Genomic DNA, 24859 nt, shown 5'->3' on the forward strand with positions numbered 1-24859 from the left:
GTAATGGAATTTCGTTATTTACCGATGACAGAATCGGATAAGAAAGAAATGCTAGCTACAATTGGTGTTGATTCAACCGAAGAGCTATTTTCTGATATACCGAAACAGGTTCGTTTTAATAAAGATCTTGATTTAAAGGTGCCATCAAGTGAAGTCGAGTTAAAAAAAGATTTGACGGCTATGGCTAACAAGAATGCTAATCTAGTTGAATATAGTTCTTTCCTTGGCGCTGGAGTTTATGATCATTATATTCCATCGGTTGTGGATCATGTTATATCTCGTTCCGAATTTTATACGGCTTATACACCTTATCAACCTGAAATTTCTCAAGGGGAATTGCAAGCAATATTTGAATTCCAGACGATGATTTGTGAGTTAACAGGAATGGCAGTAGCGAATTCATCCATGTATGATGGCGGAACAGCACTTGCAGAGGCTGTTAATTTAAGTTCTGCAACAACAAAAAAGAAAAAAATTCTTGTATCAAAAGCAGTTCATCCGGAATCAAGGGCAGTTATTGAATCTTATGCAAAAGGGCCAAACCTGGAAATAATAGAAATAGATCATAAAAATGGCGTAACGGATTTGGATCAGTTAGCAAGTGAATTAGATGGAGATACTGCAAGTGTTGTTGTTCAATATCCGAACTTTTTTGGCCAAATTGAGCCATTGGAACAAATCAATGAGCTGGTTAGCCAACAAAAGAAAACAATGCTTATTTCGTCCAGTAATCCACTAGCTTTAGGGTACTTGACTCCTCCTGGTGAATTTGGTGCAGATATTGTTGTTGGCGATACACAGGTATTTGGAATCCCAGCACAATTTGGTGGGCCACATTGTGGATATTTTGCTACCACTGAAAAATTAATGCGTAAAGTACCTGGACGTTTGATCGGTCAAACGAAAGATGAAGATGGACAGCGTGGATTCGTGTTGACACTACAAGCTAGGGAACAACATATCAGAAGAGATAAGGCAACATCTAATATTTGCTCAAACCAAGCACTAAATGCACTGGCAAGTTCAGTTGCAATGAGCTCGATTGGTAAGCACGGAATTAAAAAAATGGCAAAGCTTAATATGCAAAAAGCGCGTTACGCAAAGCAACAATTACAGCAGGCAGGTATTACCGTTGTAACAGAAGGTCCATTTTTTAATGAAATGGTCGTAAAATTAAATGGGTCAATTACTGCTATTAATGAGCAACTGCTGGGAAAGGGAATTGTTGGTGGATACGATCTTGAACGTAACTATCCAGAATTAAAAGGTCACATGTTAGTAGCGGTTACAGAAATTCGTTCAAAAGCTGAAATTGATGCTTTTGTTAAAGAACTGAGGGATATTAATGGGTAACGAAAACTTTCCAATAATATTTGAACGTAGTAAAGAAGGACGAACTAGTTATAGTTTACCTGATTTAGATGTCCCTGAATTAGACATTAACGAAGGATTAGATGATGTATACGTACGTAAAAATGCACCAGATCTACCGGAAGTTAGTGAGCTTGAAATAATGCGCCATTATACAGGTTTATCTAGACGGAATTATGGAGTTGATTCAGGCTTTTATCCACTTGGATCATGTACGATGAAATACAATCCTAAAATTAATGAAGATGTGGCACGGATGGATGGGTTTAGCCACATTCATCCATATCAGGACCCGAAATCAGTGCAGGGTGCATTAGAGATGTTGTACGATTTACAAACATCATTAAGGGAAATTACTGGAATGCATGAAGTATCCCTGCAGCCTGCTGCTGGTGCTCAAGGAGAATGGACGGGATTAATGATGATCCGCGCATTCCATGAAGCGAATGGGGACACAGAAAGAACAAAAGTAATTGTTCCAGATTCCGCACATGGAACAAACCCGGCGTCTGCTACAGTAGCTGGATTTGAAGCTGTTACAGTAAAATCTAATGATAAAGGGTTAGTTGATTTAGAGGATTTAAGGCGTGTGGTTGGAAACGATACTGCAGCTCTAATGCTTACAAATCCAAATACACTAGGTTTGTTTGAAACAGAAATATTAGAAATGGCAAAAATTGTACACGAAGCCGGTGGTAAATTATATTATGATGGTGCAAATTTAAACGCGATTATGGGATATACCCGTCCAGGAGACATGGGATTCGATGTTGTACACTTGAATTTGCATAAAACATTTACAGGTCCTCACGGTGGTGGCGGTCCAGGGTCAGGTCCAGTTGGCGTGTCGAAAGAGCTTGAACCCTATTTACCAAAACCACTTCTAGTAAAAGGAAATGACGGTTATGTATTTGAGTATGATCGTCCAAATTCTATTGGTCGGGTGAAACCATATTACGGTAACTTTGGTATTAACCTACGTGCGTACACGTATATCCGCACAATGGGCGCGGAAGGGCTGAAGAAAGTTAGTGAGTATGCTGTATTAAATGCCAATTATATGATGCGTAAATTGGAGAAAGAGTTTGCCCTTCCATACCCACAACATTGTAAGCATGAATTTGTTTTATCTGGTAAGATACAAAAGAAATTAGGCGTTCGTACTTTGGATATGGCGAAGCGGTTATTGGATTATGGTTACCATCCGCCAACAATCTACTTCCCATTGAACGTTGAAGAGGCACTAATGGTAGAACCGACTGAAACGGAATCCAAGGAAACATTAGATGGATTTATCGATACGATGATTGCCATATCTGAGGAAGCTAAGAACGATCCTGAAAAGGTTCAAGAAGCTCCACATACTACAATCGTAAAACGTATGGATGAAACAACAGCAGCTAGAAAACCAATTTTAAGATACCGCAAGTAAAAATAGAGGAGGAGCTGAAACATATTGTTTCAGCTCCTCCTAAACTTATTTAAAATTTAACTTTTCCAGTCCAACGTTTAAATCCACCTTTTAGCTGATTTAAATCCAGATACCCTTTTTTACGAAGTAATTGCGCTGCTCTAGCAGACCTTGACCCACTTTGACAATACAAGTAAACGGGTTTATCTTTTCTAATCTCAACCAGACGTTGCTTCATCTGTGTAACGGGTATGTTACGAGCTCCAAGTATGTGGCCTTTTTTAAATTCTTGTGGTTCTCTCACATCTATTAACTGCGCCTTTCGATATCCTTCCCGGAATTGCTCTTCAGTCAACGTTTTTAAATATTTCCGTTGGTTTAGGAATCGCAATACAGCATATACAATAATAGCCACTGTTAATGCAATTAGTAATATCATTTGTAAGTCCATGTTTTATCCCCCAATTTTCTCTATTACTACTTATACCATTATATTGTCGATAGCATAATTTATCAAAGTATTTCTATTAAATTTTTGTGTCAGTTATTAACTAGAATTTTATTAAAGGCGCTTGTGTCAATAAATAGTAGGGTTGAAAAAAATGCAACACTGAAAAAAAGTTAAATTAGCATTCTCTCTAGTGAATATCTTTCGTTTTCGCCAAATTACTCTTTTTTTGATGATTTTCTACAATTGACATTTTGCTTACAGTTCGTTCCAATCACAATATATGGTATTTATTTTTATATTTTTATACTATATATTGTTATCATAGAATGAAATATGATAAAGTATAAATTAGAAAATGAAATATATATTCAAGGTAAAAGGAGTGATAATATTGTCGATTGCGGTTGAAGAAAGCAAGACGATTGATGTTACACAGTTAAACAAAGATATTGAATCATTTCCACAAGTGCATTCAATAACAAAGGACATGAAATTAACCCATAAAGGCGTATCGCGGCTAGTAATGCTAGATCGATATGCTTTTAAGGACACCGAGAAAAAGACATTAAAAGAAGGCGATTTTGTTGTTCTAACAGTTAAAGCAGATCCGAAGTTCCCAGCACGTGGAGTTGGATTCGTTCAATCCATTAATTGGCAGGACAAGCTTGCTGACATTCAAGTAGATAAAGAATTTATGTCTGTATTGGATAATGAAACAGAAGCGGCAACAGGAGTTGTGAAGCGTTCGCTAGATGTAATTGATAAACCTTTAGAGGTGTATTATGAGCAAATCGCAAAACGTAATGCATCAGGGTTATCAAACGTTGAACTAACAGAGGAAAAACAACAGGAATGGTCCGATAAATTTAATCAGGAACTTACAAATCTGAATTTTATTCCAGCTGGACGGGTACTGTATGGTGCTGGTGCTGAAACGGATGTTACTTATTTTAATTGTTACGTAATGCCGTATATTAAGGATTCTCGTGAAGGTATTTCAGATCACAGAAAACAAGTGATGGAAATTATGTCGCGGGGTGGGGGAGTAGGAACGAATGGATCGACGTTACGCCCTCGAAATACACTGGCTAGAGGTGTTAATGGAAAATCATCAGGGTCTGTATCTTGGCTAGATGATATTGCTAAATTGACACATTTGGTAGAGCAAGGTGGATCAAGACGTGGTAAATAGTATCAGTGCCTCGTCTCTAAATAAACCTCGTGAATTGCTGGAAACTCTTTGATGACATGTTGGCTACAACGTAACTGGAAACGGTAAGCGTGAATGCTTAAAAACAATAGGTGGATAAAGACAATCAGCAGCCAAGCTCCGTATAGGAGAAGGTTCAACGACCATCGAAAGCACGTCTATAAGACGGAAGTGAGTAGAGTAGGAATCAAGTGATTTCGAAGTGCGGGGGCACTTAATAAGTGTAAGATATGGTCTGAACTCTATGGTGACTTAGAGAACTGATTTTACGAATCAGTGTAACAAAATGGCACAAATGATAATGTTAGTAGATTCCCACCCTGACATTATCGAATTTATTATTTCTAAAATGCAGAATCCAAGAATTCTCCGTTATCTAATCGAAAACACAGAGGATGAACAAATTAAACAGCTTGCACAAGAAAAACTTAAGTTCACTCCGTTAACTGAAACGGAAAAAGATTTATACCAGGGAATTGTAAACTATCAAAGCATACCTGGACTTGGTGGCTTCACACAAGCAGCAATTAGGGAAGCACAAGAAAAGTTAAATACTGGAGGAACGTATTCCGTTCATAATGCAGAATTCCTTACGGGTGCAAACATCTCGATTTGCTTAACTAAAGAATTGATGGCAGCAATTGATAATGATGATATGTATGATCTTCGTTTTCCAGATGTTGAACAGTACAGCAAAGAGCAAATGAAGGAGTACAATGAGAATTGGCATGAAGTCGGTGATGTCCGTAAATGGGAAGAAATGGGTTATGGAGTGCGAGTATACCGTCGTATTAAAGCAAAAGAACTATGGAATCTAATTAATGTTTGTGCGACATATTCAGCAGAACCAGGAATCTTCTTCATTGACAATGCAAATGAGAAGACAAATGCCAAGGCATATGGCGATCAAGTTGTAGCGACTAATCCGTGTGGTAAAATAGCTTAGTTTGCCTCACGTAAAACATCGGGTGAATTGCTGGAAAGCTAAGGGAAATATTCCTATGCCAATCAGCAGCGAAATATCGTAGGGATGCGATAAACGTTCAGAGACTAGATGCAGACCACTAGAACAGTGATGAAGTATCCAAGAGCGCCCGGCACAAGATTTTGTGAAGATATAGTCCGACACTCCGTTGAAAAGCGGAGAAGTCTAGGATAAAGAGCCTAGAATACAACAATTGGAACAACCACTGGCACCTTATTCCGTATGTAACCTAGCAGCTGTAAATTTAGCAGAAATGGCTGATCGGGATACAAAATCAATCAACTTTGAAAAGCTTACAGAAACGGTTCGTACTGGTGTACGGATGCAAGACAACGTGATCGATGCAACACCATATTTCTTAGCAGAAAATAAAAAACAAGCTCTTGGCGAACGTCGAGTTGGACTTGGTGTGATGGGATTACATGATTTATTGATTTACTGTGAAACCGAATATGGTTCAGTAGAAGGTAACGAATTGGTCGATCAAATATTTGAAACTATTGCAACGACTGCCTATCGCACATCAATTGAATTAGCGAAAGAAAAAGGTAGTTTTCCATTTCTTATTGGGGAATCTGAAACAGAAACTCGATCACTCAGAAAGGCATTTATTAATACAGGATATATGAAGCAAATGCCAGAAGATATAAGAGAAGATATCGTGAAATATGGTATTCGTAACTCTCATCTCTTAACTGTTGCACCAACGGGTAAAGTTATTGCCCCCTACGTCTGTGAAGACGTAGCGTAAACTTAGCTATATGCGGGAAACCCTCAGTATCCTCTCGTACTCGTGCTTTGCCAGCACAAATAATGAGTAAAAATCGAGAGGTGGAGACAATCCGCAGGGAAGTCGTGGCTGACCCCTCAACGACTACACGCCGAGCAACCATAGAATTAAACATGGTTGATGATATAGTCTGATCCTCATGGTGACATGGGGAGTGGGTACTGATAATCCCACCCTCTATTAATAAAATAGGGAGTAACAAAAATGAGTACTGGTACAATGGTTGGCGTTTCAACGGGATTAGAACCTTATTTCTCATTCACATATTATAGAAGTGGTAGACTTGGTAAGTTTATTGAAGTGAAAGCTGATATTGTTGAAAAGTATCTAGAAAATAATCCTGGTCAAGATCCAGATAATTTACCGAAGTGGTTTATTACAGCAATGGAATTAGCTCCTGAAGCACATGCTGATACACAATGTGTGATTCAACGCTGGGTGGACAGTTCTATTTCAAAAACAGTCAACGCACCTAGAGGATATACCGTTGATCAAGTAGAGAATGTTTATCGTCGGTTATACAATGGTGGAGCAAAGGGCGGAACTGTTTACGTAGATGGAAGCCGTGATTCACAAGTATTAACACTTAAAGCAGAAGAAAACTCCTTTGATGATAATAGTACTGACACTGTTGTCACACCAACAAAACCAAAAGTAGTGTTGGTAGATACTGTTCATGAATTAGAAAAGACAAATGTAACAATTGGATCTGAAGTTGGAGATACATGTCCTGTCTGTCGTAAGGGTAGTGTAGAAGACATGGGTGGATGTAATACCTGTACAAACTGTGGTGCACAATTGAAATGTGGCTTATAAACAAGCAATGAAGAACTAGCTGAAATCAGCTAGTTCTTCATTTGTTTCTATATCACTTGTCTACTAATAATTGTTCATGTATGCTTTTTATAAGAAACAATGTTGCACAAGCTAAAAAATTATTCACTGAAATGAGGAGTTCACATGCCTACACCGAGTATGGAAGACTACATAGAACAAATATATAACTTAATGGAATCAAAAGGATATGCGCGGGTTTCAGATATTGCTGAACAGTTAGCTGTTCACCCTTCCTCCGTCACAAAAATGGTACAAAAATTGGACAAGGACGACTATTTAAATTACGAAAAGTATCGCGGGTTTATTCTTACCCCAAAAGGAAAGAAAATTGGAGAACGTCTTGTATTTCGACATGAACTTTTGGAACAATTCTTAGAAATAATTGGAGTAGATGAGGATAAAATTTATGAAGATGTTGAGGGAATAGAGCATCATCTCAGTTGGCATTCAATTGATCGAATTGGTGAGTTAGTGCAGTATTTTAAATCAGATAAAACAAGAATTGAGGACTTGAGAAAGATGGAGCATGAAAAATAAAAAAATGTATTTGTCCATTGTTCTATTTTAAATTCTTTATGCTTAAATATGTAAAAAGGCACCATAAGGGGATGACCAATGAAAATTGATGTTGTGTTTTCGGGTGGTGGCGTAAAATCTTTTGCATTCTTAGGCGCATTACAGAGTATGAAAACCAATAACCTTGTAATAGAGCGTGTTGCTGGAACCTCCGCAGGTGCGATTGTCGCAGGACTACTAGCAGCTAATTATTCGCTGGATGAATTAGATGAAACGATAAATAATTTAAACCTGCGCGACTTCCTCGACCCTCCTACATTAAGCAAGGTTTTCCCATTAAGCAAATGGTTTTATCTACACTATAAGATGGGACTGTATAAGGGAGACCTACTCGAAGAATGGATATACAATCGACTTGCTGAAAAAAAGGTTTATACGTTTCGTGATATAAAGCCAGGTTATTTAAAAGTTGTCATTAGTGATCTTTCACTTGGAAAACTAGTAGTCATTCCAGATGATTTAGAGCGAGTATATGGCATTGACCCTGATTATTTTGAAATTGCAAGAGCTATTAGAATGAGTGCAGGTTACCCATATTTTTTTATGCCTAAGGAGATATTTGGAAAAACAGAAAAGAAAAGTATTGTTGTAGACGGAGGACTGTTAAGTAATTATCCATTATGGATTTTTGATAAGCCAAATGAACGGAATTTGCGTCCTGTTTTAGGTGTGAAACTGAGTGGGGATCTAAAAAATACAGATCCAAAGGAAATAAAAAACGCTGTTGATATGACACAGGCAATGTTCACGACAATGAAACAGGCCCATGATGTAAGGTATGTCTCAACTTCGCATCAAAAAAATACAATTTTTATTCCGATTGAACATGTAGAAACAACCAACTTTAAAATTGAGGATAATGTAAAAGAGCGTCTAATTGAACTGGGTGAAATAAATACCAATGAATTTCTAACAAGCTGGCCATAATAAAGGTATAAACGAAGAAAACGAGCCATTAATAAGCTCGTTTTTTTCGTTTATGTTTATTTCCATCAATTACGCGTAAATGTGTGGCACGCTTACTTGTTTTTCTCTTTATTTGTGATGACTGTTTTCTCTTTGGACTATCGGAAATAGTACTAAAGTTTTTGGGGGCATATTTTGACTTCGATTGTTTTACCGCACTTTTGTATTTCTTCATATCATTCGATGATGCCCTTCTTCTGAAGAAGAAAACATAGATAACCGCAAAAATTGCTAGACCAATTCCAAGCATAATCATTATATTCGATAGAAAATCAACCGTATTGGTAAATAACTGCGTAAGTAAGCCAATTGCAGCCAATCCTAAGATTATATAAAGAAATGCAGAAAATTTATTACGAAACATCAGTCGTCCTCCTTTCAAATCAACCAGGCAAATTACATACTTATTATTCTTTATACCACTTATAACCAGTTTTATAGCACCATTTTTTAAAATGTTTACAAAAGAACGAAAAGCAATATCAATTTAAACAATAGTTGGTGCAACTAATGCGAGTGAAAAAGAAAATCTTGCTACAATAGATTCTTTCCTTTTTTGCTTAAAATATTCAATACTAGTACCTTTTCTTTTGAAAAAATATTTTCAAAAGTCTTAAAGAGCCATCTTCCTCTATTTTACTAGAAAACATTCTTAATCACTAGCTTTCTTAATCAATTTTAAATTTTTTACTGGTAATTTACATGATATGTTTGATTGGAATTGGTCATACTATGGGTGGAGGTGCATGTTTATGGGAAAAAAGGAAAAGTTAGAACAAAATAAACAGGAAAAGTCATACTCCTTATTGGCTAGATCATTGTTAACTGGCTTCATTGGAGGACTTATTTGGAGTACATTTGGGCTTATCATGTATTATTTTTCTTTTACGAAAGTTGGACCAACATCTTTTATACTAAGATCCTGGTTGAATGCAAAATGGACGCATGAATGGTTAGGTGATCTAATTTCGATTGTCATAATAGGAGTAATATCCATTTTAGTTGCTTTAATATACTATGGTCTATTAAAAAAAATGCGTTCAATGTGGATTGGAACGTTGTTTGGTATTATCTTATGGGGAGTAGTATTTTACTTACTTCAACCGATTTTTCCAAACATACCTCCATTAAGTGAATTTGGTAAAAATACGATTGTATCTACATTATGTCTTTTTATTTTATATGGAACTTTTATAGGATATTCCATTTCATACGATTATCGTGACACAGTAATACGTGGGCGGTCAACTGAAAAAAGTAATGGATAAAACAGCTGAAAAATAGGCTGTTTTTTCTTTATGATTATTAATATCTGACTGTTTATGATAAACTAAAAAAGTCCGATAAATCACGACTGTAAGGGGGTATGAATCGTATGAAACGCCTATTATTATTAAATGGTCCAAACATAAACTTGTTAGGAAATCGCGAAAATGACATATACGGTAAGTTCTCTTTGGAGGACATTGAAAAATCGTTAGAGCTTCTCACCAAGCAAAACGGTTTTGAACTAGAATGTTTTCAATCGAACCATGAAGGAAAATTGATTGATAAACTTCAGGCTGCTACTGGTAAATTTAACGGAATAATTTTTAACCCAGCGGCGTACACGCATACAAGTATAGCCTTACGCGATACGATTAAGGCTATTAAAACCCCTGTTATTGAAGTGCATATCTCAAATGTGCACAATCGTGAAGAATTCAGGCATCATTCAATACTAGCACCTGTATGTTACGGACAAATTGTCGGTTTAGGATTAATGGGCTATAAATTAGCAGCAAGGGCATTCATAGAAAAAGAGTAGAAAGGAATGGGAGAAATGGAAAAAATTAAAAAACTAAAAGTGGCTTTATCTACTAGCCACCTAGATGCGATTATTATTACAAATCCTTATAATAGAAGATACATAACTGGTTTTACTGGAACAGCTGGTGTAGCAATTATCAGTCAGAATGACACTCGCTTTATCACTGACTTTAGATATACTGAACAAGCTAATGAACAAGCGACTGCTTTTACGGTTGTTGAACATAAAAAAGGCATCATTGACGAAATAAGTAACCAACTAAACGAATTAGATGTTTCACGTGTTGGCTTCGAAAAAGATCATATGACATTTGCAACGTATGAGCTTTACAAAAAAACAATAGAAAAAGAATTAGTACCCGTGAGTGGTATTGTTGAAAAACTTCGCTTAATTAAATCTGGTGAAGAGATTGCAATTCTAAAAGAAGCTGCCAAAATTGCGGATGACGCTTTTGAACATATTCAAGGATTCATCAAGCCAGGGGTTCGAGAAATAGATGTTTCAAATGAGCTAGAATTTTTCATGCGTAAACAAGGGGCTACTTCATCGAGCTTCGATATTATAGTAGCATCGGGCTATCGCTCAGCACTCCCTCATGGTGTTGCTTCGGATAAAAAGATTGAAAGTGGAGAACTTGTTACATTGGATTATGGGGCACTTTATAAAGGGTATTGCTCAGATACAACACGGACATTGGCAGTTGGTGAGATAAGTGAAGAATTAAAAGCAATTTACGATACCGTTCTTACTGCGCAATTAAAAGGTGTGGAAGGAATTAAGCCTAATATAACTGGAGTAGAAGCTGATGCATTAACTCGCGATTATATAAATGAAAAAGGTTACGGTAAATATTTTGGTCACTCAACAGGACATGGTATAGGACTTGAAGTACATGAAGGACCTGGCCTATCATTTAAATCAGAGACTAAACTTGAACCAGGAATGGTCGTAACTGTAGAACCAGGTATTTATATACCGGATGTCGGTGGGTGTCGTATAGAAGATGATGTTCTAGTGACAGAATCAGGATACGAGCGTTTAACACATTCTTCTAAAGAACTAATTCAGTTATAGTTACAGTGTATAAGAGGAGGATTTAATGAATGATTTCAGTTAACGATTTTAAAACAGGTTTAACAATCGAAGTGGATAACGATCTCTGGCAAGTTATTGATTTTCAGCATGTTAAACCGGGAAAAGGTGCAGCATTTGTTCGTTCGAAATTACGTAATTTGCGTAACGGGAATATTCAAGAAAAAACATTTCGTGGCGGAGAAAAGGTTGGAAAAGCACATATTGAAAATAGAAAAATGCAATATCTTTATGCATCAGGTGATGCCCATACTTTCATGGACACGAATACCTACGATCAAATTGATTTACAAACCAAGCAAATTGAACAACAGCTGAAGTTTATTAAAGAAAATATGGAAGTTTCTGTCATTACTCATGATGAAGAGATTTTAGGTGTTGAGCTTCCTAACAACGTTGAATTAGAGGTTACAGAAACAGAACCTGGAATTAAAGGTGACACAGCAAGTGGTGGCACAAAGTCTGCAACACTTGAAACAGGAATTACGGTACAGGTACCATTTTTCATTAATACTGGTGAGGTTTTAGTTATCAGTACTTCTGATGGAAAATATGTATCAAGGGCAACTAGTAAATAGTAAAGAGCAGTCCAACTGGTCTGCTCTTTTTATATATTTACCTTATTTTGTTTGTTGGATCATGGAATTTGCTATTTTTAATAGTTCATCCTTAGTGAGCGTAACTTCTTTATTCTTTCCTTCTTTATACTTCACAAAGTAATGAATCGTTTCATCATCGCTTAACCAACTAATCTTTTTCCCCTTTTCCTGTTCGGTATAGTATCCCTCAACGTTGTTTTCTAATTTTACTTTATCCGTATAGTCTCCGTATGTCACTTTTTGTTCATTTACATCAAAAGCTGTAATGTGAATTCTAGGAAAACTATTTTTTGATTTATAAATAATATCAAAATTGGTTTTAACACCAGGCGGTAAAATACCTGTAGCCATCGTAAACACTTGTACAGAATCGACTGCAAATGGAATGGTATTTAATTGCGGCACAATAACTTTTGTCTGAAATTCTTCCGGTAAGTTCATCCACTTTTCTTTTACTGTTGGATTATCCGCAAATAAACTTTGTAATGGATCTTTATCATCAGACTTAGACTTTGATGAAGCTTCAGAATCAGTTGAATCAGAAGTTGGACTACACCCAACAACTAAAATTGCGAGTAATAATAGTGTTATTGCATTTTTGAAATTTCTCATAATACCTCCTACTAAACTAAGCTTGTACATATAACTTATAAACATAGTTTAACATATAATGCAATTCTGATAAATACGAATCTAATAATAGTTTCCTTTCATGCACCTAAAATGTCATATCTACCATTTTGGAGCATATAAATGCTATAAACGATAGTAAGGTGATTAATTTATGGACGAAATATTACGATTATTTCCTGAATACATAAAAGATGCTATTCAGCGAAAAGTGCAGGATCGATGGAGTGAGTTACAAGAAATTCGCTTTCGTCTAAACCAACCAATTGAACTAATCTATGATTCAAAAATTGATTGGATCTATCCAGTAAAACCGGAAAGCCGAGATGGGATTTTTGTGTTGAACCAGCTAAGTAACTTTTCCTTATACCGAATGGAAGATGAGCTCAGGGAAGGTTATATTACGATTGAAGGTGGGCATCGAGTTGGACTTGCTGGAAAAGTAAACACATTAGGTGGAGCAGTCAAGGCTATTCAACACATTACATTCTTCAATATAAGAATCGCCAAACAAAAAATAAATGTAGCTTCGCCAATAATTCCTTATCTTTATAAAGAGAAATACATGAATACACTTTTCATTGGCCCTCCTCAAACAGGTAAAACAACATTGATCCGTGATATCGTACGTTTGATTGCGACTGGGTGGAAGGAGATTCCTGCTAAAAAGGTGGCCGTAATCGATGAACGTTCAGAAATAGGAGGTTCTATAAAGGGTGTACCACAACATAATGTAGGAATAAGGACAGATGTGATGGATGCTTGTCCAAAAGCTGAAGGAATGATGATGATGATTCGTTCCATGTCACCAGATGTATTAGTAGTCGATGAGATTGGTAGTAAAAAAGATGTACAGGCTTTAATGGAAGCTATTCTTGCAGGAGTTTTTGTGATTTGTTCTGTACATGGACAAACACTTGAAGAAATAAAAAAACGTCCATCCATGCAAACGTTATTTCAACAAAATGTTTTTAAACGATTTGTTCTCTTAGAAAAACACCAACAGCCAGGCTTTGTCCATGCTATTTACGATGAAGACGGTATCAACCTATTACAAAAAAAGAGGGGTTTGAATCATGGTGTGGATAGGGGCACTTCTATTCATCGGTACCACAACATGGATAGGATTTGACATTAGCAACAAATTTCGGGAAAGACCCAAACTCATTAGACAACTTAAAAATGCATTACAAATTTTAGAAGCAGAAATTTTATATAGTCAGTTGCCACTTAAAGAGGCATTTGAAAGTATTGCCAAACAATTGCCGGATCCTACAAAATCTTTTTTTCAGAATCTAGCATCTAATTTAGATGAAAAAAAAACTGATTTGTATAGTACTTGGAGTCAGCATGTAGATGAACTAAATCAAACTTCTGCAATAGGTAAAAATGAAAAGGAAATTCTAAAACAATTTGGAAGAACACTTGGGCAACACGATTTTAGTCAACAGCAAAAGCATATTCAATTAGCCGTACATCATTTAGATCGAGAACTAGAAGAGGCACGGGATAATGAGTTTAAATATAGTAAAATGGCCAAAAGTTTAGGTGTTTTGTGTGGTTTATTTATTGTCCTTTTACTCATTTAGTAACAAAAAGCGCAAGCGCCCGGTATTGCCGCATGACCTGGAAGGCACTACGCAATATGCGCTGGAGCTATCCTAGAAAAGGAAAGGGGCACATCAATGCTTACGGATGCATCCATATTATTTCAAATAGCTGGAATCGGAATTATAGTCGCCTTAATACACACCATTTTAAAGCAAATGGGAAAAGAAGAAATCGCTCAATTTGCTACATTGGTTGGTTTCATCATTGTTCTCATGATGGTTGTAAATGGTTTAGCAGATCTATTCCAACAGATCAAATCCGTGTTCCTCTTTCAAGGATAGATTCAATGGATATATTACAAATTGTTACTTTAGGAGTCATTTCAAGCCTATTATTTATTATTTTAAAGGATCAGCATGCCTCTATTGCCTATCTATTAATCATATTAACCGGAATAATTATATTATCTGTAGTTATTACTCAGATTGGTGCTGTTCTCAAATTAATTGAGTCACTTGGAGAAAAGGCTTCTATTAATGGTATCTATATGGAGACAATACTTAAAATAATAGGCATTGCATATATCGCTGAGATAGGCGCAAATATTACCAGAGATGCTGGCCTATCATCTATAGCCTCAAAGATTGAACTAGCTGGTAAAGTATTTATTTTATTATTAGCGGTTCCTATCATTTCAGCTGTAATAGAAGCAATATTAAACTTTCTACCTGTGGGTTAACAATAAAAAGCTTAAATGTCCGGTTACTAGTTAATGGGTGCTGGGGTTTGACGAAGGTAATGAAGGGAGTAGTAATAGATGGATGAGATGTTCTAACTTTATTGTAATTATTTTAGCTGTTTTTATAGTTTTATCTTTAGCAAATACAGCGTCTGCCTCCACTTCTATTACTGAAATAGAAACAGATGTATTAAATAATGTGTCACTCGATAACATACAGCAGCATTGGAATAAACTAATCGGTAATTATGGTGGATATATACCAGCATTAGAAAAATCAAGTCTTTATGAATTCATTAAGAACAACGGAACTTTTTCTGTAAAGAACACTCTTTTAGGCCTGGTTGAATATTTGTTTCATGAAATTATAGTGAACGGAAAACTTTTAGGACTCTTGCTGATGCTAACGCTCTTTTCCGTTTTATTACAAACGATGCATACAGCCTTCGAACGCAGTATGGTCAGCAAAATAGCTTATTTTGCAGTTTATCTTGTTTTGTTGTTTATCGCGTTAAATAGTTTTTATTTAGTATTTTCCTATACAAAAGATGCCATTGATGCCATGAGTAGTTTTTTGATTGCTCTCTTGCCTTTAATTTTAGGCTTGATGGCAACATTTGGAAGTCTCATTACCGTATCTTTTTTTCATCCGATTATCATTTTTTTAATTTTTGCTAGTGGAGTGTTAGTCTCTAATTTCATTTTACCATTATTATTTTTGTCAGCATTATTGTTAATCGTTAGCAGTTTAACTGATAGTTACCAGGTCACACATTTAGCTAGTTTACTAAAATCAATTAGTTTAGGTGTTTTGGGTGTTTTTTTAACCATATTCCTAGGTGTTTTATCTGTTCAAGGTGCTGCCAGTGCAATTCAAGATGGAGTGGCAATGAAAACAGCAAAATTTATCACAGGGAATTTTATTCCAATTGTAGGTAGAACGTTTACGGATGCGGCCGATACCATTTTAAGTGCATCTTTATTACTAAAAAATTCAGTTGGAATTGTTGGTCTCATTTGTATCGTGCTGATCGCATTATTTCCTGCACTTAAAATATTTGCAATCGCATTCATCTATAAGTTAGCGGCAGCTGTATTGCAGCCATTAGGGGATGGGCCGATAATTTCGAGCTTAAATGTGATAAGTAAGCATATCATGTATATTTTAGCTTCGTTAATTGCAGTTACACTTATGTTCTTTCTTGCAATTGTCATCCTAGTAGTTGCTGGAAATATTACGTTAATGCTTAGGTAGGAGGGCTGACATGGATGCCATCATACATTGGATCACGCAAATAATTATATTTATGCTACTTGCAACCATTGTTGAATTACTCATTCCAGCCACATCCATGAAAAAATATATAAAATTAGTGGTTGCGTTAATTTTGATATTAATTTTTTTGAAACCTATTTTTTATTTATTTGATATAAATGTTGAAGATGCTTTGACTGCCTCGTATGAAAGACTTGAGAGCTATAATGAAAATGAAAAAGACATGGAAAGTTTAATAGAATTTCAAAAAAGTGAAATACAAGGCGAACAACATGCATATATTGAAGAACAAATGGCTGTCCAACTAATAGATCTTGCTAAGACCCCTTTACTAGAATCCTATCAAGCAGATATAACAAACATTGAATTTTCATTTACATCAGAAAAGACTCCAACGTATGAGGATTTAGAGGAAGTCATTGTTTATATAAACCATGCAGAAGAAAGTGAGGAGGATGTAAACATTGTAGATGAAGTGATTATCAGCACAGACACTCCAAAAAGTAAGAAGGATGGCCCAGATTTAGAAAGAATTGAAAACCTTTTACGAGACATATGGGAAGTCGAAAATAAAGAAATAACTGTCATTTGGAAAGGGGGGACATTTTGAAAGAGTTCATTAAAAAAATTTTTCCAACTCCAGATGGGAAAACAACAAATAGGGTTCCAACTAAAAAGAATAAATATTTAATTCTGATTGGGATCACTGGATTATTATTACTCATCATAGGAAGTGTCTTTTCCAATTCGTCACCAGAATCTAATCAAAGTCAATCGGTGGGTGACCCAGTTGTAAAGCAACAAGAAACGAAGCCTGTTTCAAGTGACAAGAAATCTACAGCTGCGAATGCAAATGATTTAGAAGCAAGTTACGAAAAAGAATTAAAAGATCTACTAGAGAAAATCAATGGAGTTTCTGAAGTTGAAATCATGGTAAATCTTGATTCAACAAAGGTAAAGGTTTATGAGAAAAATCTTATTACCAGTAAGCAAACTACTGATGAATCAGACAAGAACGGTGGTACGCGTGTAATTGAAGACTATACAAAGGAATCACAAGTAGTCTTGGTGAGACAGGGTGACAAAGAAGTACCCCTTTTAATACAAACAAAAAAGCCTGAAGTCAGAGGGGTTTTTGTTATAGCAAAAGGTGTTGACCATGCAACGGTAAAAAAATGGGTGGTTGAAGCTGTTTCAAAAGTGTTAGATGTTCCAACTCATAGAGTTTCAGTAATGTCAAAAAGTTAGGGGAGATTAAATTATGTTAAAAAAACAAACTGTATGGTTATTAACAATGCTCAGCTTGATGATTGTTTTAAGTGTTTACTACATGACATCACCAGATATGGGGGATCAAGCTTTTATCGATGACGGACTTACACAAACTGATGAAGTAGTAACTACTGAATCTGAGGGTGCAGAAAGTGAAGCAGAAGTAGATGAGATTTCAAATGTTGGACAAGATGAATTATTCACAACAATTCGTATGGAAATACAGGATACACGTAGTGAGATAAAAGATCGACTAGATGATGTTATAGCTTCAAGTTCTGCCACGACAGAACAAAAAAATGAGGCATTGACTGAAATGGATGTTTTGGATCAATTATCAACAAAAGAAACCGTTTTAGAAGAATCAATTTTAGCAACAACCGAGTACCAGGATGTATTAGTTAGATCAGATCAAGAACAAATTCAAGTCAATGTAAAAGCAGCTGATTTAACTAAAGAAGAGGTAGTCCAAATTATGCAAATGGCGAAAGATGAATTTGGTGAAATGCCAGTAAATGTTTATCTGCAGCCAAAAACTAATTAAAAGTTAGTAATCACCCGAGTAAATGACTCCAGTTAGCTGGGGTCATTTTTTATCGTTTTTAGCAAGAAGACTCCATCCTCAAGGAATGCAAAGGGCTTTAGCCCAATGAGTAGGGTGGGGATGAATTGCCTTCGTACAAGGGATAGCTATAACTACCTTAATTGTCCGATCAAATAAATATTTTTGTATTTCCATTTCCTTAAATTGTGGTATAATAGGAACGAACGTTCTTTTCATAGGGGTGAGATGATGGCGGTCCACAAAGCCTATAAACTTCGAATCTATCCAAATAAAGAACAAGAAATGCTGGTTGCCAAAACAATTGGGTGTGCTCGATTTGTTTTTAACTATTTTTTAGCGAAGTGGAATTCCACCTATAACGAAACGGGAAAAGGATTAACATACAATACGTGTTCGAAGCAATTACCTTACTTAAAAGAGAACACGTCTGGCCGAAAGAAGTAGATAGTATTGCCATTCAATCTTCATTAAAAACCTGCAGATCCCTACACTCGATTTTTTAGCAAGCAAAATAAAGCGCCACGTTTTAAATCGAAAAAGAATAATGTTCAATCCTATACGACCAAATACCCAAATGGAAATATTGCTATTGTCGGCAACGAAATCAAATTACCAAACTTGGATTCGTTCGTTTTGCGAAAAGTCGAGAAGTAGAAGGTCGACTGATTAGTGTGACGGTTAGACGACATGCAAGTGGCACCTATTTTGCTTCGGTTATGGTTGAGATAGAAGTACATAAACTGCCTAAAACGGGTTCATCCGTAGGGATCGATGTCGGATTGAAAGAATTTGCTATTCTTTCGGATCAAACGGTATACCAAAATCGGAAGCACTTCCATATAAGTTGGTCACAATTCCGTACCTTCCTTGAATATAAAGCAAATTGGTATGGCAAGAAGGTTGCCGCAGTAGCGAAAACTTTCCTTCCAGTCAATTATGTTCAAGTTGTGGCTACCAAAACAAAGAGACGTTAAGAATCTTGCATTGCGTAAATGGGATTGTCCAATATGTCACGCACATCACGATCGAGATTGGAAAGCAAGTATCAATATTCGTAACGTAGCGTTGCGATTAACCGCAGGAACTGCGGGGATAGCCTAATAAAAGAACTGGTAATTACACTGGTGTTCTTAGGAATCCCCCACTTCCATCAAATCGTAAGATGTATAAGTGATGGGTGGTTGAAATAGTAATTTTAAACTATTCGCAAACAATTACTATCATTGATATAATAAAACTTATGATACCGGTTTCTTATTATATTTAGAATGATTTCGGTAATGGGTTGAAGTTTTTATAAGGTTTAGCGTAAAATGTTAAAAGGAGTTATTAGTACCTGTTCGTATTTTTTAAATGAGAAGAAGGAGTGCCAGCATGTTAAAAGTACAAGAAATCCGCGAAATAATAAAACTAATTGATCAATCTTCTATTAATGAATTCACCTATGAATTAGATGGTGCAAAGGTTTCAATGAAAAAAGCTTCTGATGGAGAAGTAGTTCAAACACCAAAACAAGTAGTTGAAAAAACGGAACAACCTAAACACGTACAGGAAGAAAGTAAGTCTACTGAAAAGGTAGAACATACAGAAGTATCTGCTCCTAATTTAGAGAACACTGCTAATCAAAAAGCTGATACAGATTTCGATTATGAAATTGTATCACCGATGGTAGGAACATTATACAGCGCTGAAACACCAGAAAGTGACCCATATGTACAAACTGGAAGTAAAGTAACGAATGATACAGTGGTTTGCATTGTAGAAGCAATGAAACTATTTAACGAAATTGAAGCAGAAGTAGCAGGAGAAATAGTAGAGATTTTAGTGGAAGATGGAGAATTAGTTGAATATGGTCAACCACTATTTAGAGTAAAGGCTAAATAAGGGGATGGAACAAGTGATTAAAAAACTGTTAATTGCTAACAGAGGAGAAATTGCTGTACGAATCATACGTGCTTGTAAGGAAATGGACATAGAAACAGTAGCTGTTTATTCGGAAGCAGATAAAGATTCGCTACATGTGAAATTAGCAGATGAAGCCTATTGTATTGGGCCTAAAGCTAGTAAGGATAGTTACTTAAATTTTACGAATATTATCAGCACAGCAACATTAACTGAGGTGGATGCGATTCACCCCGGTTATGGGTTTCTAGCAGAAAATGCTGATTTTGCTGAGATTTGTAATGCCTGCAATATAATTTTCGTTGGACCATCTGCACAATCTATTCAAAAAATGGGTATCAAAGATGTTGCTAGAGATACAATGAAAGCGGCTAATGTCCCTATTGTACCTGGCTCTGATGGTATTATTGAGGACGAGGAACAAGCTAAACAGGTTGCAGAAGAAATTGGATATCCAGTAATTATTAAAGCCACAGCTGGTGGTGGTGGTAAAGGTATACGGGTAGCGGAAAATCAAGAAGAACTGGTTAAAGGTATTCGGATGACACAAAAAGAAGCAGAAACAGCTTTTGGCAATCCTGGCGTATATATGGAGAAATTTATTGAAGATTTCCGCCACGTTGAAATACAAATCCTTGCAGATCAACATGGAAATGTTGTTCATTTAGGTGAGCGCGACTGTACGATTCAACGTAGATTACAGAAATTAATAGAGGAATCTCCTTCACCAGCTCTTACTGAAGATATCCGTAAAAAAATGGGAGAAGCATCTGTTAAAGCAGCAAAAGCTGTTAATTATGTGGGTGCGGGAACGATTGAATACATTTTTGATCGGACTAGTAAATCATTCTATTTTATGGAAATGAATACGCGTATACAGGTGGAGCATCCTGTTACAGAAATGGTAACAGGGATTGATTTAATAAAGGAACAAATTAAAATAGCAAATAATGAAAAATTAACTTTCACACAAAAAGATGTTGAATTTGAAGGCTGGGCAATTGAATGCCGCATTAATGCAGAGAATCCGTTCAAAAATTTCATGCCTTCCCCTGGAAGAATTGACATGTACCTACCGCCAGGAGGTTTTGGAGTGAGAATTGATTCCGCTGCATATCCTGGATATTCTATTCCGCCATATTATGATTCAATGATCGCGAAGTTAATTACGTATGGTCCGACTCGCAAAGACGCAATCAATGGTATGAAGCGTGCTCTAGATGAGTTTGTGGTTGAAGGCGTTTATACAACTATTCCATTTCATCGTTTGATTATGGAACATAACGTGTTTAAAGAGGGAGACTTTAATACGAAATTTTTAGAAGAAAATCCTATCCTTGAGAAATGATAAATAAGGGAGTGTTACGATGAGTGAACAGCCTTTGTTAAACGTAAGTGAAGATAGTAGTTTAGGTACAGTAGAAATAGCCCCAGAGGTTATTGAAATTATAACGGGTATTTCGGCATCAGAAATTGATGGATTATCTTCTATGCGTGGGAATTTTGCTTCTGGAGTAGTTGAACGATTTGGTAAAAAGTCACACAGTAAAGGTGTCAAAGTAGACTTAACAGAATCAGGCATCATGATTGACCTTTATGTAGTATTAGATTTTGGCGTATCAATACCGCAAGTAGCTCAGAAGCTTCAAACGAATATACGTCAGACTTTAAAAAGTATGACTGCACTGGAAATTGCTGAAATTAATGTTCATGTTGTAGGAATTCAGATGGACGGAAAAGACAGTACAGAGGAAAAAAGTGAATAATTAAAATCGGCTGAGGTAATTTTACTTAGCCTTTTTTAATGTCTAGATACAGATTCTAGCGACTAGCAAATAGGTAGTCTTGATGGAAAGGTACGTCGAATTCGACGTACTTTTCACAGTTCTATCTATTTGTACAGCTGTATGCAGTTGCCTTCGCTTTTCGCGTCTAGCTTTATCTAGCATTGGCCTAGTGTTCATGTTATTATTTGTAGAGATAAGTTTAAAGGAGTAATGATTATGAAACGGCATGCAGCAAGAGAGAAAGCATTTCAGATACTATTTCAACTAGATTTGAATGAATTAGATCCAATCCAAACATTAGCTGAACATAATGAAACTGGGGATACTGATTCTTTCCTGGAAAAGCTTGTAAAGGGTGTAGTGGAACAAAAAGAAAGCATTGATGATAGTATAGCAAATCATCTAGAAAATTGGACAATTAAGCGTATTGCGTCTGTAGAGAAAACAATATTACGAATAGCGACCTATGAGATAACGTATTTAGAGGATATTCCAACTAATGTTTCAATTAATGAAGCAGTTGAGTTGGCTAATAAGTATGGAGACGAAAAATCAGGGAAATTCGTTAATGGTGTTCTATCAAAAATCATAGCCTAGAGGAGAATGAATGTAATGCCTGCTGAGACAATTAACGGAAAAGAACTAGCGCAGCAATTAAAAGACAACATGAAAAAGGAAGTATCTGAGTTACGTGACCAAGGATTAATACCCCATTTAACTGTTGTATTAATCGGTGATAATCCGGCATCTAAGTCTTATGTAAAAGGCAAGGATAAAGCAAGTGCAGAAACAGGTATTTCTTCTGATATCATTGAATTACCTGAATCTACAACTGAAGAAAAGTTGCTCACTGTTATCACGGATCTAAACAATAATTCTGGAGTTCATGGTATTTTGGTTCAATTACCATTACCAGAGCACATTGCAGAGCAAAAGGTTATTGAACATATTGATCCGCAAAAGGATGTAGACGGGTTTCACCCAGTAAACATCGGACGGATGATGGCTGGAAAGGATACATTTCTTCCGTGTACACCATTTGGTATTATCACGATGCTTAAATCAAAAAATATTACGATTGCAGGTCAACATGTAGTTATCATCGGAAGAAGTAACATAGTTGGAAAACCAGTTGGGCAACTTTTATTAAATGAAAATGCCACAGTTACATATTGTCATTCGAAAACGAAAGATTTAAAGCAATTTACAAAAATGGCAGATATTTTGGTTGTTGCTGTTGGAAAACCTAATGTTATTAATGCAGCATATATCAAACCAGGTGCTGCTGTTATAGATGTTGGAATAAATAGACTGGAGAACGGGTCGCTAACAGGTGATGTGGATTTTGATGAAGTGAGTGAGGTTGCATCTTATATCACTCCTGTCCCAAGAGGAGTGGGTCCTATGACCATAACAATGCTCCTTCAAAATACAATTAAGGCTGCCAAAGGACTGAAATTACAGTGACTGAACAATATCTTACTGTAACAGCACTCACGAAGTATATTAAAAGAAAATTTGATACAGATCCACATCTAAACCGAGTGTTTGTAAGAGGAGAAATTTCTAACTTTAAACGTCATAGTCGAGGTCATATGTATTTAACAATTAAGGATGATCAAACAAGGATTCAGGCTGTAATGTTTGCAGGTAATAATCGTTCATTAAAATTCATTCCGGAAAATGGGATGAAGGTTTTAATAACAGGTGATATCGGTGTTTTTGAACCTTATGGACAATACCAATTGTATATTCAACAAATGGAACCAGATGGCATTGGTGCACTTTATCTGGCATTTGAACAATTAAAGGAAAAATTGGCGAAACAGGGTTATTTTGACCAGGACCACAAAAAGAATGTACCTAACTATCCCCAACACATTGGTCTAATAACCTCACCAACTGGTGCAGCTGTTCGCGATATTATTACCACGATAAAACGTAGATATCCGATCGTCAATCTAACAGTAATCCCTGCACTAGTACAAGGAATAAATGCAGTTGATTCCATTGTTAATGGTATTCAACAAGCGAACAGACGCAAAGATTTTGACCTTTTAATTGTAGGGCGTGGAGGGGGATCGATTGAAGAATTATGGAGCTTTAATGAGGAAAAAGTAGCACAAGCAATATTTCAATCAGAAATCCCTATCATTTCGGCAGTTGGTCATGAAACAGATACAACGATTAGTGATTTCGTTTCTGATTTACGTGCGCCTACACCTACAAGCGCTGCCGAACTAGCAGTGCCATCCCAAATCGAATTAAAAGAAAAATTGTTGCAGATCAATCGTTCACAGACACGTTTGATCACCAATATGCTACATACATCCTCACAACGGCTCGAACGTTTAAATCAATCGTATGCTTTTCGGTATCCTGAGCAACTAGTAAACCAAAAAGAACAAGAATTGGATAAATTGGTAGAGCGTTTAAATAAAGCGTTGCAGTTTACAGTGAAGAAAAAGGATGATGCGTTAGTAAACAATAAGAAACGATTAATTAGCAATCATCCAGAACGCCAAATACAAAGTGCTAAAAAACAAATTTCTCATTCACAAAAACAATTACAAAATCTGATGTCACTAATAACTGAACAAAAGTCAACACAAATAGTAGCTTTTATAGATAAACTTACTTTGTTAAATCCTTTAGAAATTATGAAACGTGGATATGCGATTCCTTATGATCAAAAGGGAAATATTATCAAATCTGGATCACAAACGAATAAAAATGATCTCATAGAAGTAAAATTATTAAACGAAATATTAGCTTGTCGAATCGAAAATATAAGGGAGGATGAAACTGATGAACGAAAATGAGCTTTCCTTTGAAGAAGCAATGACAGAATTAGAAAAGATCGTCGAACAGTTAGAAGAAGGCGATGTTCCATTAGAAAAAGCTATAAATTATTACCAAGAAGGTATGAAGCTATCCAAAGTATGCAATGATAAACTAATTAATGTTCAAGAAAAAATGACAAAGATTATGAATGAGCAAGGCGAGTTAAAACCTTTTGACTTACAGGAGGAAGAGTAA

At 36.0% G+C, this 24859-nt stretch carries 26 protein-coding genes and 5 pseudogenes; 28 read left to right on the forward strand and 3 right to left on the reverse strand.

Annotation, left to right across the window (positions count from 1 at the left end; all coding sequences use genetic code 11):
• Positions 1-3: 3 nt before the first annotated feature.
• Positions 4-1353, forward strand: coding sequence for an aminomethyl-transferring glycine dehydrogenase subunit GcvPA (gene gcvPA / locus AC3G7N_RS07035; RefSeq protein WP_489421436.1), 1350 nt, complete (start codon positions 4-6; stop codon positions 1351-1353).
• Positions 1346-2803, forward strand: a complete 1458-nt coding sequence (gcvPB, locus tag AC3G7N_RS07040) for an aminomethyl-transferring glycine dehydrogenase subunit GcvPB (protein WP_489421437.1) — start codon at positions 1346-1348, stop codon at positions 2801-2803. The genes gcvPA and gcvPB overlap by 8 nt, the downstream gene beginning before the upstream one ends.
• Before the next feature lie 49 nt (positions 2804-2852).
• Here gcvPB and AC3G7N_RS07045 read toward each other — a convergent pair whose 3' ends face one another.
• Entirely contained in the window at positions 2853-3221 is a 369-nt protein-coding gene (locus AC3G7N_RS07045) for a rhodanese-like domain-containing protein (RefSeq protein WP_489421489.1), read from the reverse strand.
• Positions 3222-3588: 367 nt separating this feature from the next.
• Here AC3G7N_RS07045 and AC3G7N_RS07050 point away from each other — a divergent pair.
• The 6 genes and pseudogenes from AC3G7N_RS07050 to AC3G7N_RS07075 all read left to right on the forward strand — a co-directional run.
• Positions 3589-4419: pseudogene (locus tag AC3G7N_RS07050) on the forward strand (ribonucleotide reductase barrel domain-containing protein); the annotation flags it as partial.
• 313 nt (positions 4420-4732) lie between these two features.
• Positions 4733-5374: pseudogene (locus tag AC3G7N_RS07055) on the forward strand (ribonucleotide reductase barrel domain-containing protein); the annotation flags it as partial.
• A gap of 250 nt (positions 5375-5624) precedes the next feature.
• A pseudogene (locus AC3G7N_RS07060) lies at positions 5625-6140 on the forward strand (ribonucleotide reductase barrel domain-containing protein); the annotation flags it as partial.
• A 285-nt stretch (positions 6141-6425) separates the two neighbouring features.
• A pseudogene (locus tag AC3G7N_RS07065) lies at positions 6426-7034 on the forward strand (ribonucleotide reductase barrel domain-containing protein); the annotation flags it as partial.
• Positions 7035-7178: 144 nt separating this feature from the next.
• Positions 7179-7592 carry a transcriptional regulator MntR gene (gene mntR, locus AC3G7N_RS07070; protein ID WP_489421438.1) on the forward strand — a complete coding sequence of 138 codons (414 nt, stop codon included), beginning with the start codon at positions 7179-7181 and terminating at the stop codon, positions 7590-7592.
• 78 nt (positions 7593-7670) lie between these two features.
• Positions 7671-8558: a patatin-like phospholipase family protein gene (locus AC3G7N_RS07075; RefSeq protein ID WP_489421439.1), complete on the forward strand. Its 888-nt coding sequence runs from the start codon at positions 7671-7673 to the stop codon at positions 8556-8558.
• Between the two features lie 28 nt (positions 8559-8586).
• Here AC3G7N_RS07075 and AC3G7N_RS07080 read toward each other — a convergent pair whose 3' ends face one another.
• Complete coding sequence (locus AC3G7N_RS07080; RefSeq protein WP_489421440.1) at positions 8587-8961, reverse strand: SA1362 family protein; 375 nt, start codon at positions 8959-8961, stop codon at positions 8587-8589.
• Positions 8962-9349: 388 nt separating this feature from the next.
• On the opposite strand from AC3G7N_RS07080, the gene AC3G7N_RS07085 reads away from it, so the two are divergent.
• The 4 genes from AC3G7N_RS07085 to efp all read left to right on the forward strand — a co-directional run bounded on the left by AC3G7N_RS07085 (position 9350) and on the right by efp (position 12077).
• On the forward strand, positions 9350-9865 hold the full coding sequence (locus AC3G7N_RS07085; RefSeq protein WP_489421441.1) for a YqhR family membrane protein: 516 nt from the start codon (positions 9350-9352) through the stop codon (positions 9863-9865).
• A gap of 107 nt (positions 9866-9972) precedes the next feature.
• Entirely contained in the window at positions 9973-10404 is a 432-nt protein-coding gene (gene aroQ, locus AC3G7N_RS07090) for a type II 3-dehydroquinate dehydratase (RefSeq protein ID WP_489421442.1), read from the forward strand.
• Between the two features lie 15 nt (positions 10405-10419).
• Positions 10420-11481, forward strand: coding sequence for a M24 family metallopeptidase (locus tag AC3G7N_RS07095; protein ID WP_489421443.1), 1062 nt, complete (start codon positions 10420-10422; stop codon positions 11479-11481).
• Between the two features lie 29 nt (positions 11482-11510).
• A complete protein-coding gene (gene efp / locus AC3G7N_RS07100) occupies positions 11511-12077 on the forward strand; it encodes an elongation factor P (protein ID WP_489421444.1) in 567 nt (188 codons plus the stop codon).
• A gap of 42 nt (positions 12078-12119) precedes the next feature.
• Here efp and AC3G7N_RS07105 read toward each other — a convergent pair whose 3' ends face one another.
• Complete coding sequence (locus AC3G7N_RS07105; RefSeq protein WP_489421445.1) at positions 12120-12710, reverse strand: hypothetical protein; 591 nt, start codon at positions 12708-12710, stop codon at positions 12120-12122.
• Positions 12711-12882: 172 nt separating this feature from the next.
• On the opposite strand from AC3G7N_RS07105, the gene spoIIIAA reads away from it, so the two are divergent.
• The 16 genes and pseudogenes from spoIIIAA to AC3G7N_RS07185 all read left to right on the forward strand — a co-directional run bounded on the left by spoIIIAA (position 12883) and on the right by AC3G7N_RS07185 (position 24859).
• A complete protein-coding gene (spoIIIAA, locus tag AC3G7N_RS07110) occupies positions 12883-13860 on the forward strand; it encodes a stage III sporulation protein AA (RefSeq protein WP_489421446.1) in 978 nt (325 codons plus the stop codon).
• The gene (spoIIIAB, locus tag AC3G7N_RS07115; protein WP_489421447.1) at positions 13805-14317 is read left to right on the forward strand and encodes a stage III sporulation protein SpoIIIAB; all 513 of its coding nucleotides are present in this window, start codon (positions 13805-13807) and stop codon (positions 14315-14317) included. The genes spoIIIAA and spoIIIAB overlap by 56 nt, the downstream gene beginning before the upstream one ends.
• 96 nt (positions 14318-14413) lie before the next feature.
• Positions 14414-14620 (forward strand): stage III sporulation protein AC, encoded by a 207-nt coding sequence (spoIIIAC, locus tag AC3G7N_RS07120; protein ID WP_489421448.1) that lies wholly within the window; start codon positions 14414-14416, stop codon positions 14618-14620.
• 5 nt (positions 14621-14625) lie between these two features.
• Positions 14626-15018 (forward strand): stage III sporulation protein AD, encoded by a 393-nt coding sequence (gene spoIIIAD / locus AC3G7N_RS07125; protein ID WP_489421449.1) that lies wholly within the window; start codon positions 14626-14628, stop codon positions 15016-15018.
• Between the two features lie 82 nt (positions 15019-15100).
• Positions 15101-16273, forward strand: coding sequence for a stage III sporulation protein AE (gene spoIIIAE / locus AC3G7N_RS07130; RefSeq protein ID WP_489421450.1), 1173 nt, complete (start codon positions 15101-15103; stop codon positions 16271-16273).
• Between the two features lie 10 nt (positions 16274-16283).
• Positions 16284-16904, forward strand: coding sequence for a stage III sporulation protein AF (gene spoIIIAF / locus AC3G7N_RS07135; RefSeq protein WP_489421451.1), 621 nt, complete (start codon positions 16284-16286; stop codon positions 16902-16904).
• Positions 16901-17542: a stage III sporulation protein AG gene (spoIIIAG, locus tag AC3G7N_RS07140; protein ID WP_489421452.1), complete on the forward strand. Its 642-nt coding sequence runs from the start codon at positions 16901-16903 to the stop codon at positions 17540-17542. Before spoIIIAF ends, spoIIIAG begins: the two co-directional genes overlap by 4 nt.
• Positions 17543-17555: 13 nt before the next feature.
• The gene (locus tag AC3G7N_RS07145) at positions 17556-18110 is read left to right on the forward strand and encodes a SpoIIIAH-like family protein (protein ID WP_489421453.1); all 555 of its coding nucleotides are present in this window, start codon (positions 17556-17558) and stop codon (positions 18108-18110) included.
• Positions 18111-18359: 249 nt separating this feature from the next.
• A pseudogene (locus AC3G7N_RS07150) lies at positions 18360-19232 on the forward strand (RNA-guided endonuclease TnpB family protein).
• Positions 19233-19505: 273 nt separating this feature from the next.
• Entirely contained in the window at positions 19506-20015 is a 510-nt protein-coding gene (accB, locus tag AC3G7N_RS07155) for an acetyl-CoA carboxylase biotin carboxyl carrier protein (RefSeq protein WP_489421454.1), read from the forward strand.
• 13 nt (positions 20016-20028) lie between these two features.
• Positions 20029-21381, forward strand: a complete 1353-nt coding sequence (accC, locus tag AC3G7N_RS07160) for an acetyl-CoA carboxylase biotin carboxylase subunit (RefSeq protein WP_489421455.1) — start codon at positions 20029-20031, stop codon at positions 21379-21381.
• A 19-nt stretch (positions 21382-21400) separates the two neighbouring features.
• Positions 21401-21799, forward strand: a complete 399-nt coding sequence (locus AC3G7N_RS07165; protein ID WP_489421456.1) for an Asp23/Gls24 family envelope stress response protein — start codon at positions 21401-21403, stop codon at positions 21797-21799.
• A 237-nt stretch (positions 21800-22036) separates the two neighbouring features.
• On the forward strand, positions 22037-22417 hold the full coding sequence (nusB, locus tag AC3G7N_RS07170) for a transcription antitermination factor NusB (protein WP_489421457.1): 381 nt from the start codon (positions 22037-22039) through the stop codon (positions 22415-22417).
• Between the two features lie 15 nt (positions 22418-22432).
• Positions 22433-23287, forward strand: a complete 855-nt coding sequence (gene folD / locus AC3G7N_RS07175; protein ID WP_489421458.1) for a bifunctional methylenetetrahydrofolate dehydrogenase/methenyltetrahydrofolate cyclohydrolase FolD — start codon at positions 22433-22435, stop codon at positions 23285-23287.
• Positions 23284-24642 carry an exodeoxyribonuclease VII large subunit gene (xseA, locus tag AC3G7N_RS07180; RefSeq protein ID WP_489421459.1) on the forward strand — a complete coding sequence of 453 codons (1359 nt, stop codon included), beginning with the start codon at positions 23284-23286 and terminating at the stop codon, positions 24640-24642. The genes folD and xseA overlap by 4 nt, the downstream gene beginning before the upstream one ends.
• Positions 24629-24859 (forward strand): exodeoxyribonuclease VII small subunit, encoded by a 231-nt coding sequence (locus AC3G7N_RS07185; protein WP_489421460.1) that lies wholly within the window; start codon positions 24629-24631, stop codon positions 24857-24859. Before xseA ends, AC3G7N_RS07185 begins: the two co-directional genes overlap by 14 nt.

Source organism: Virgibacillus carmonensis, from assembly GCF_057836705.1.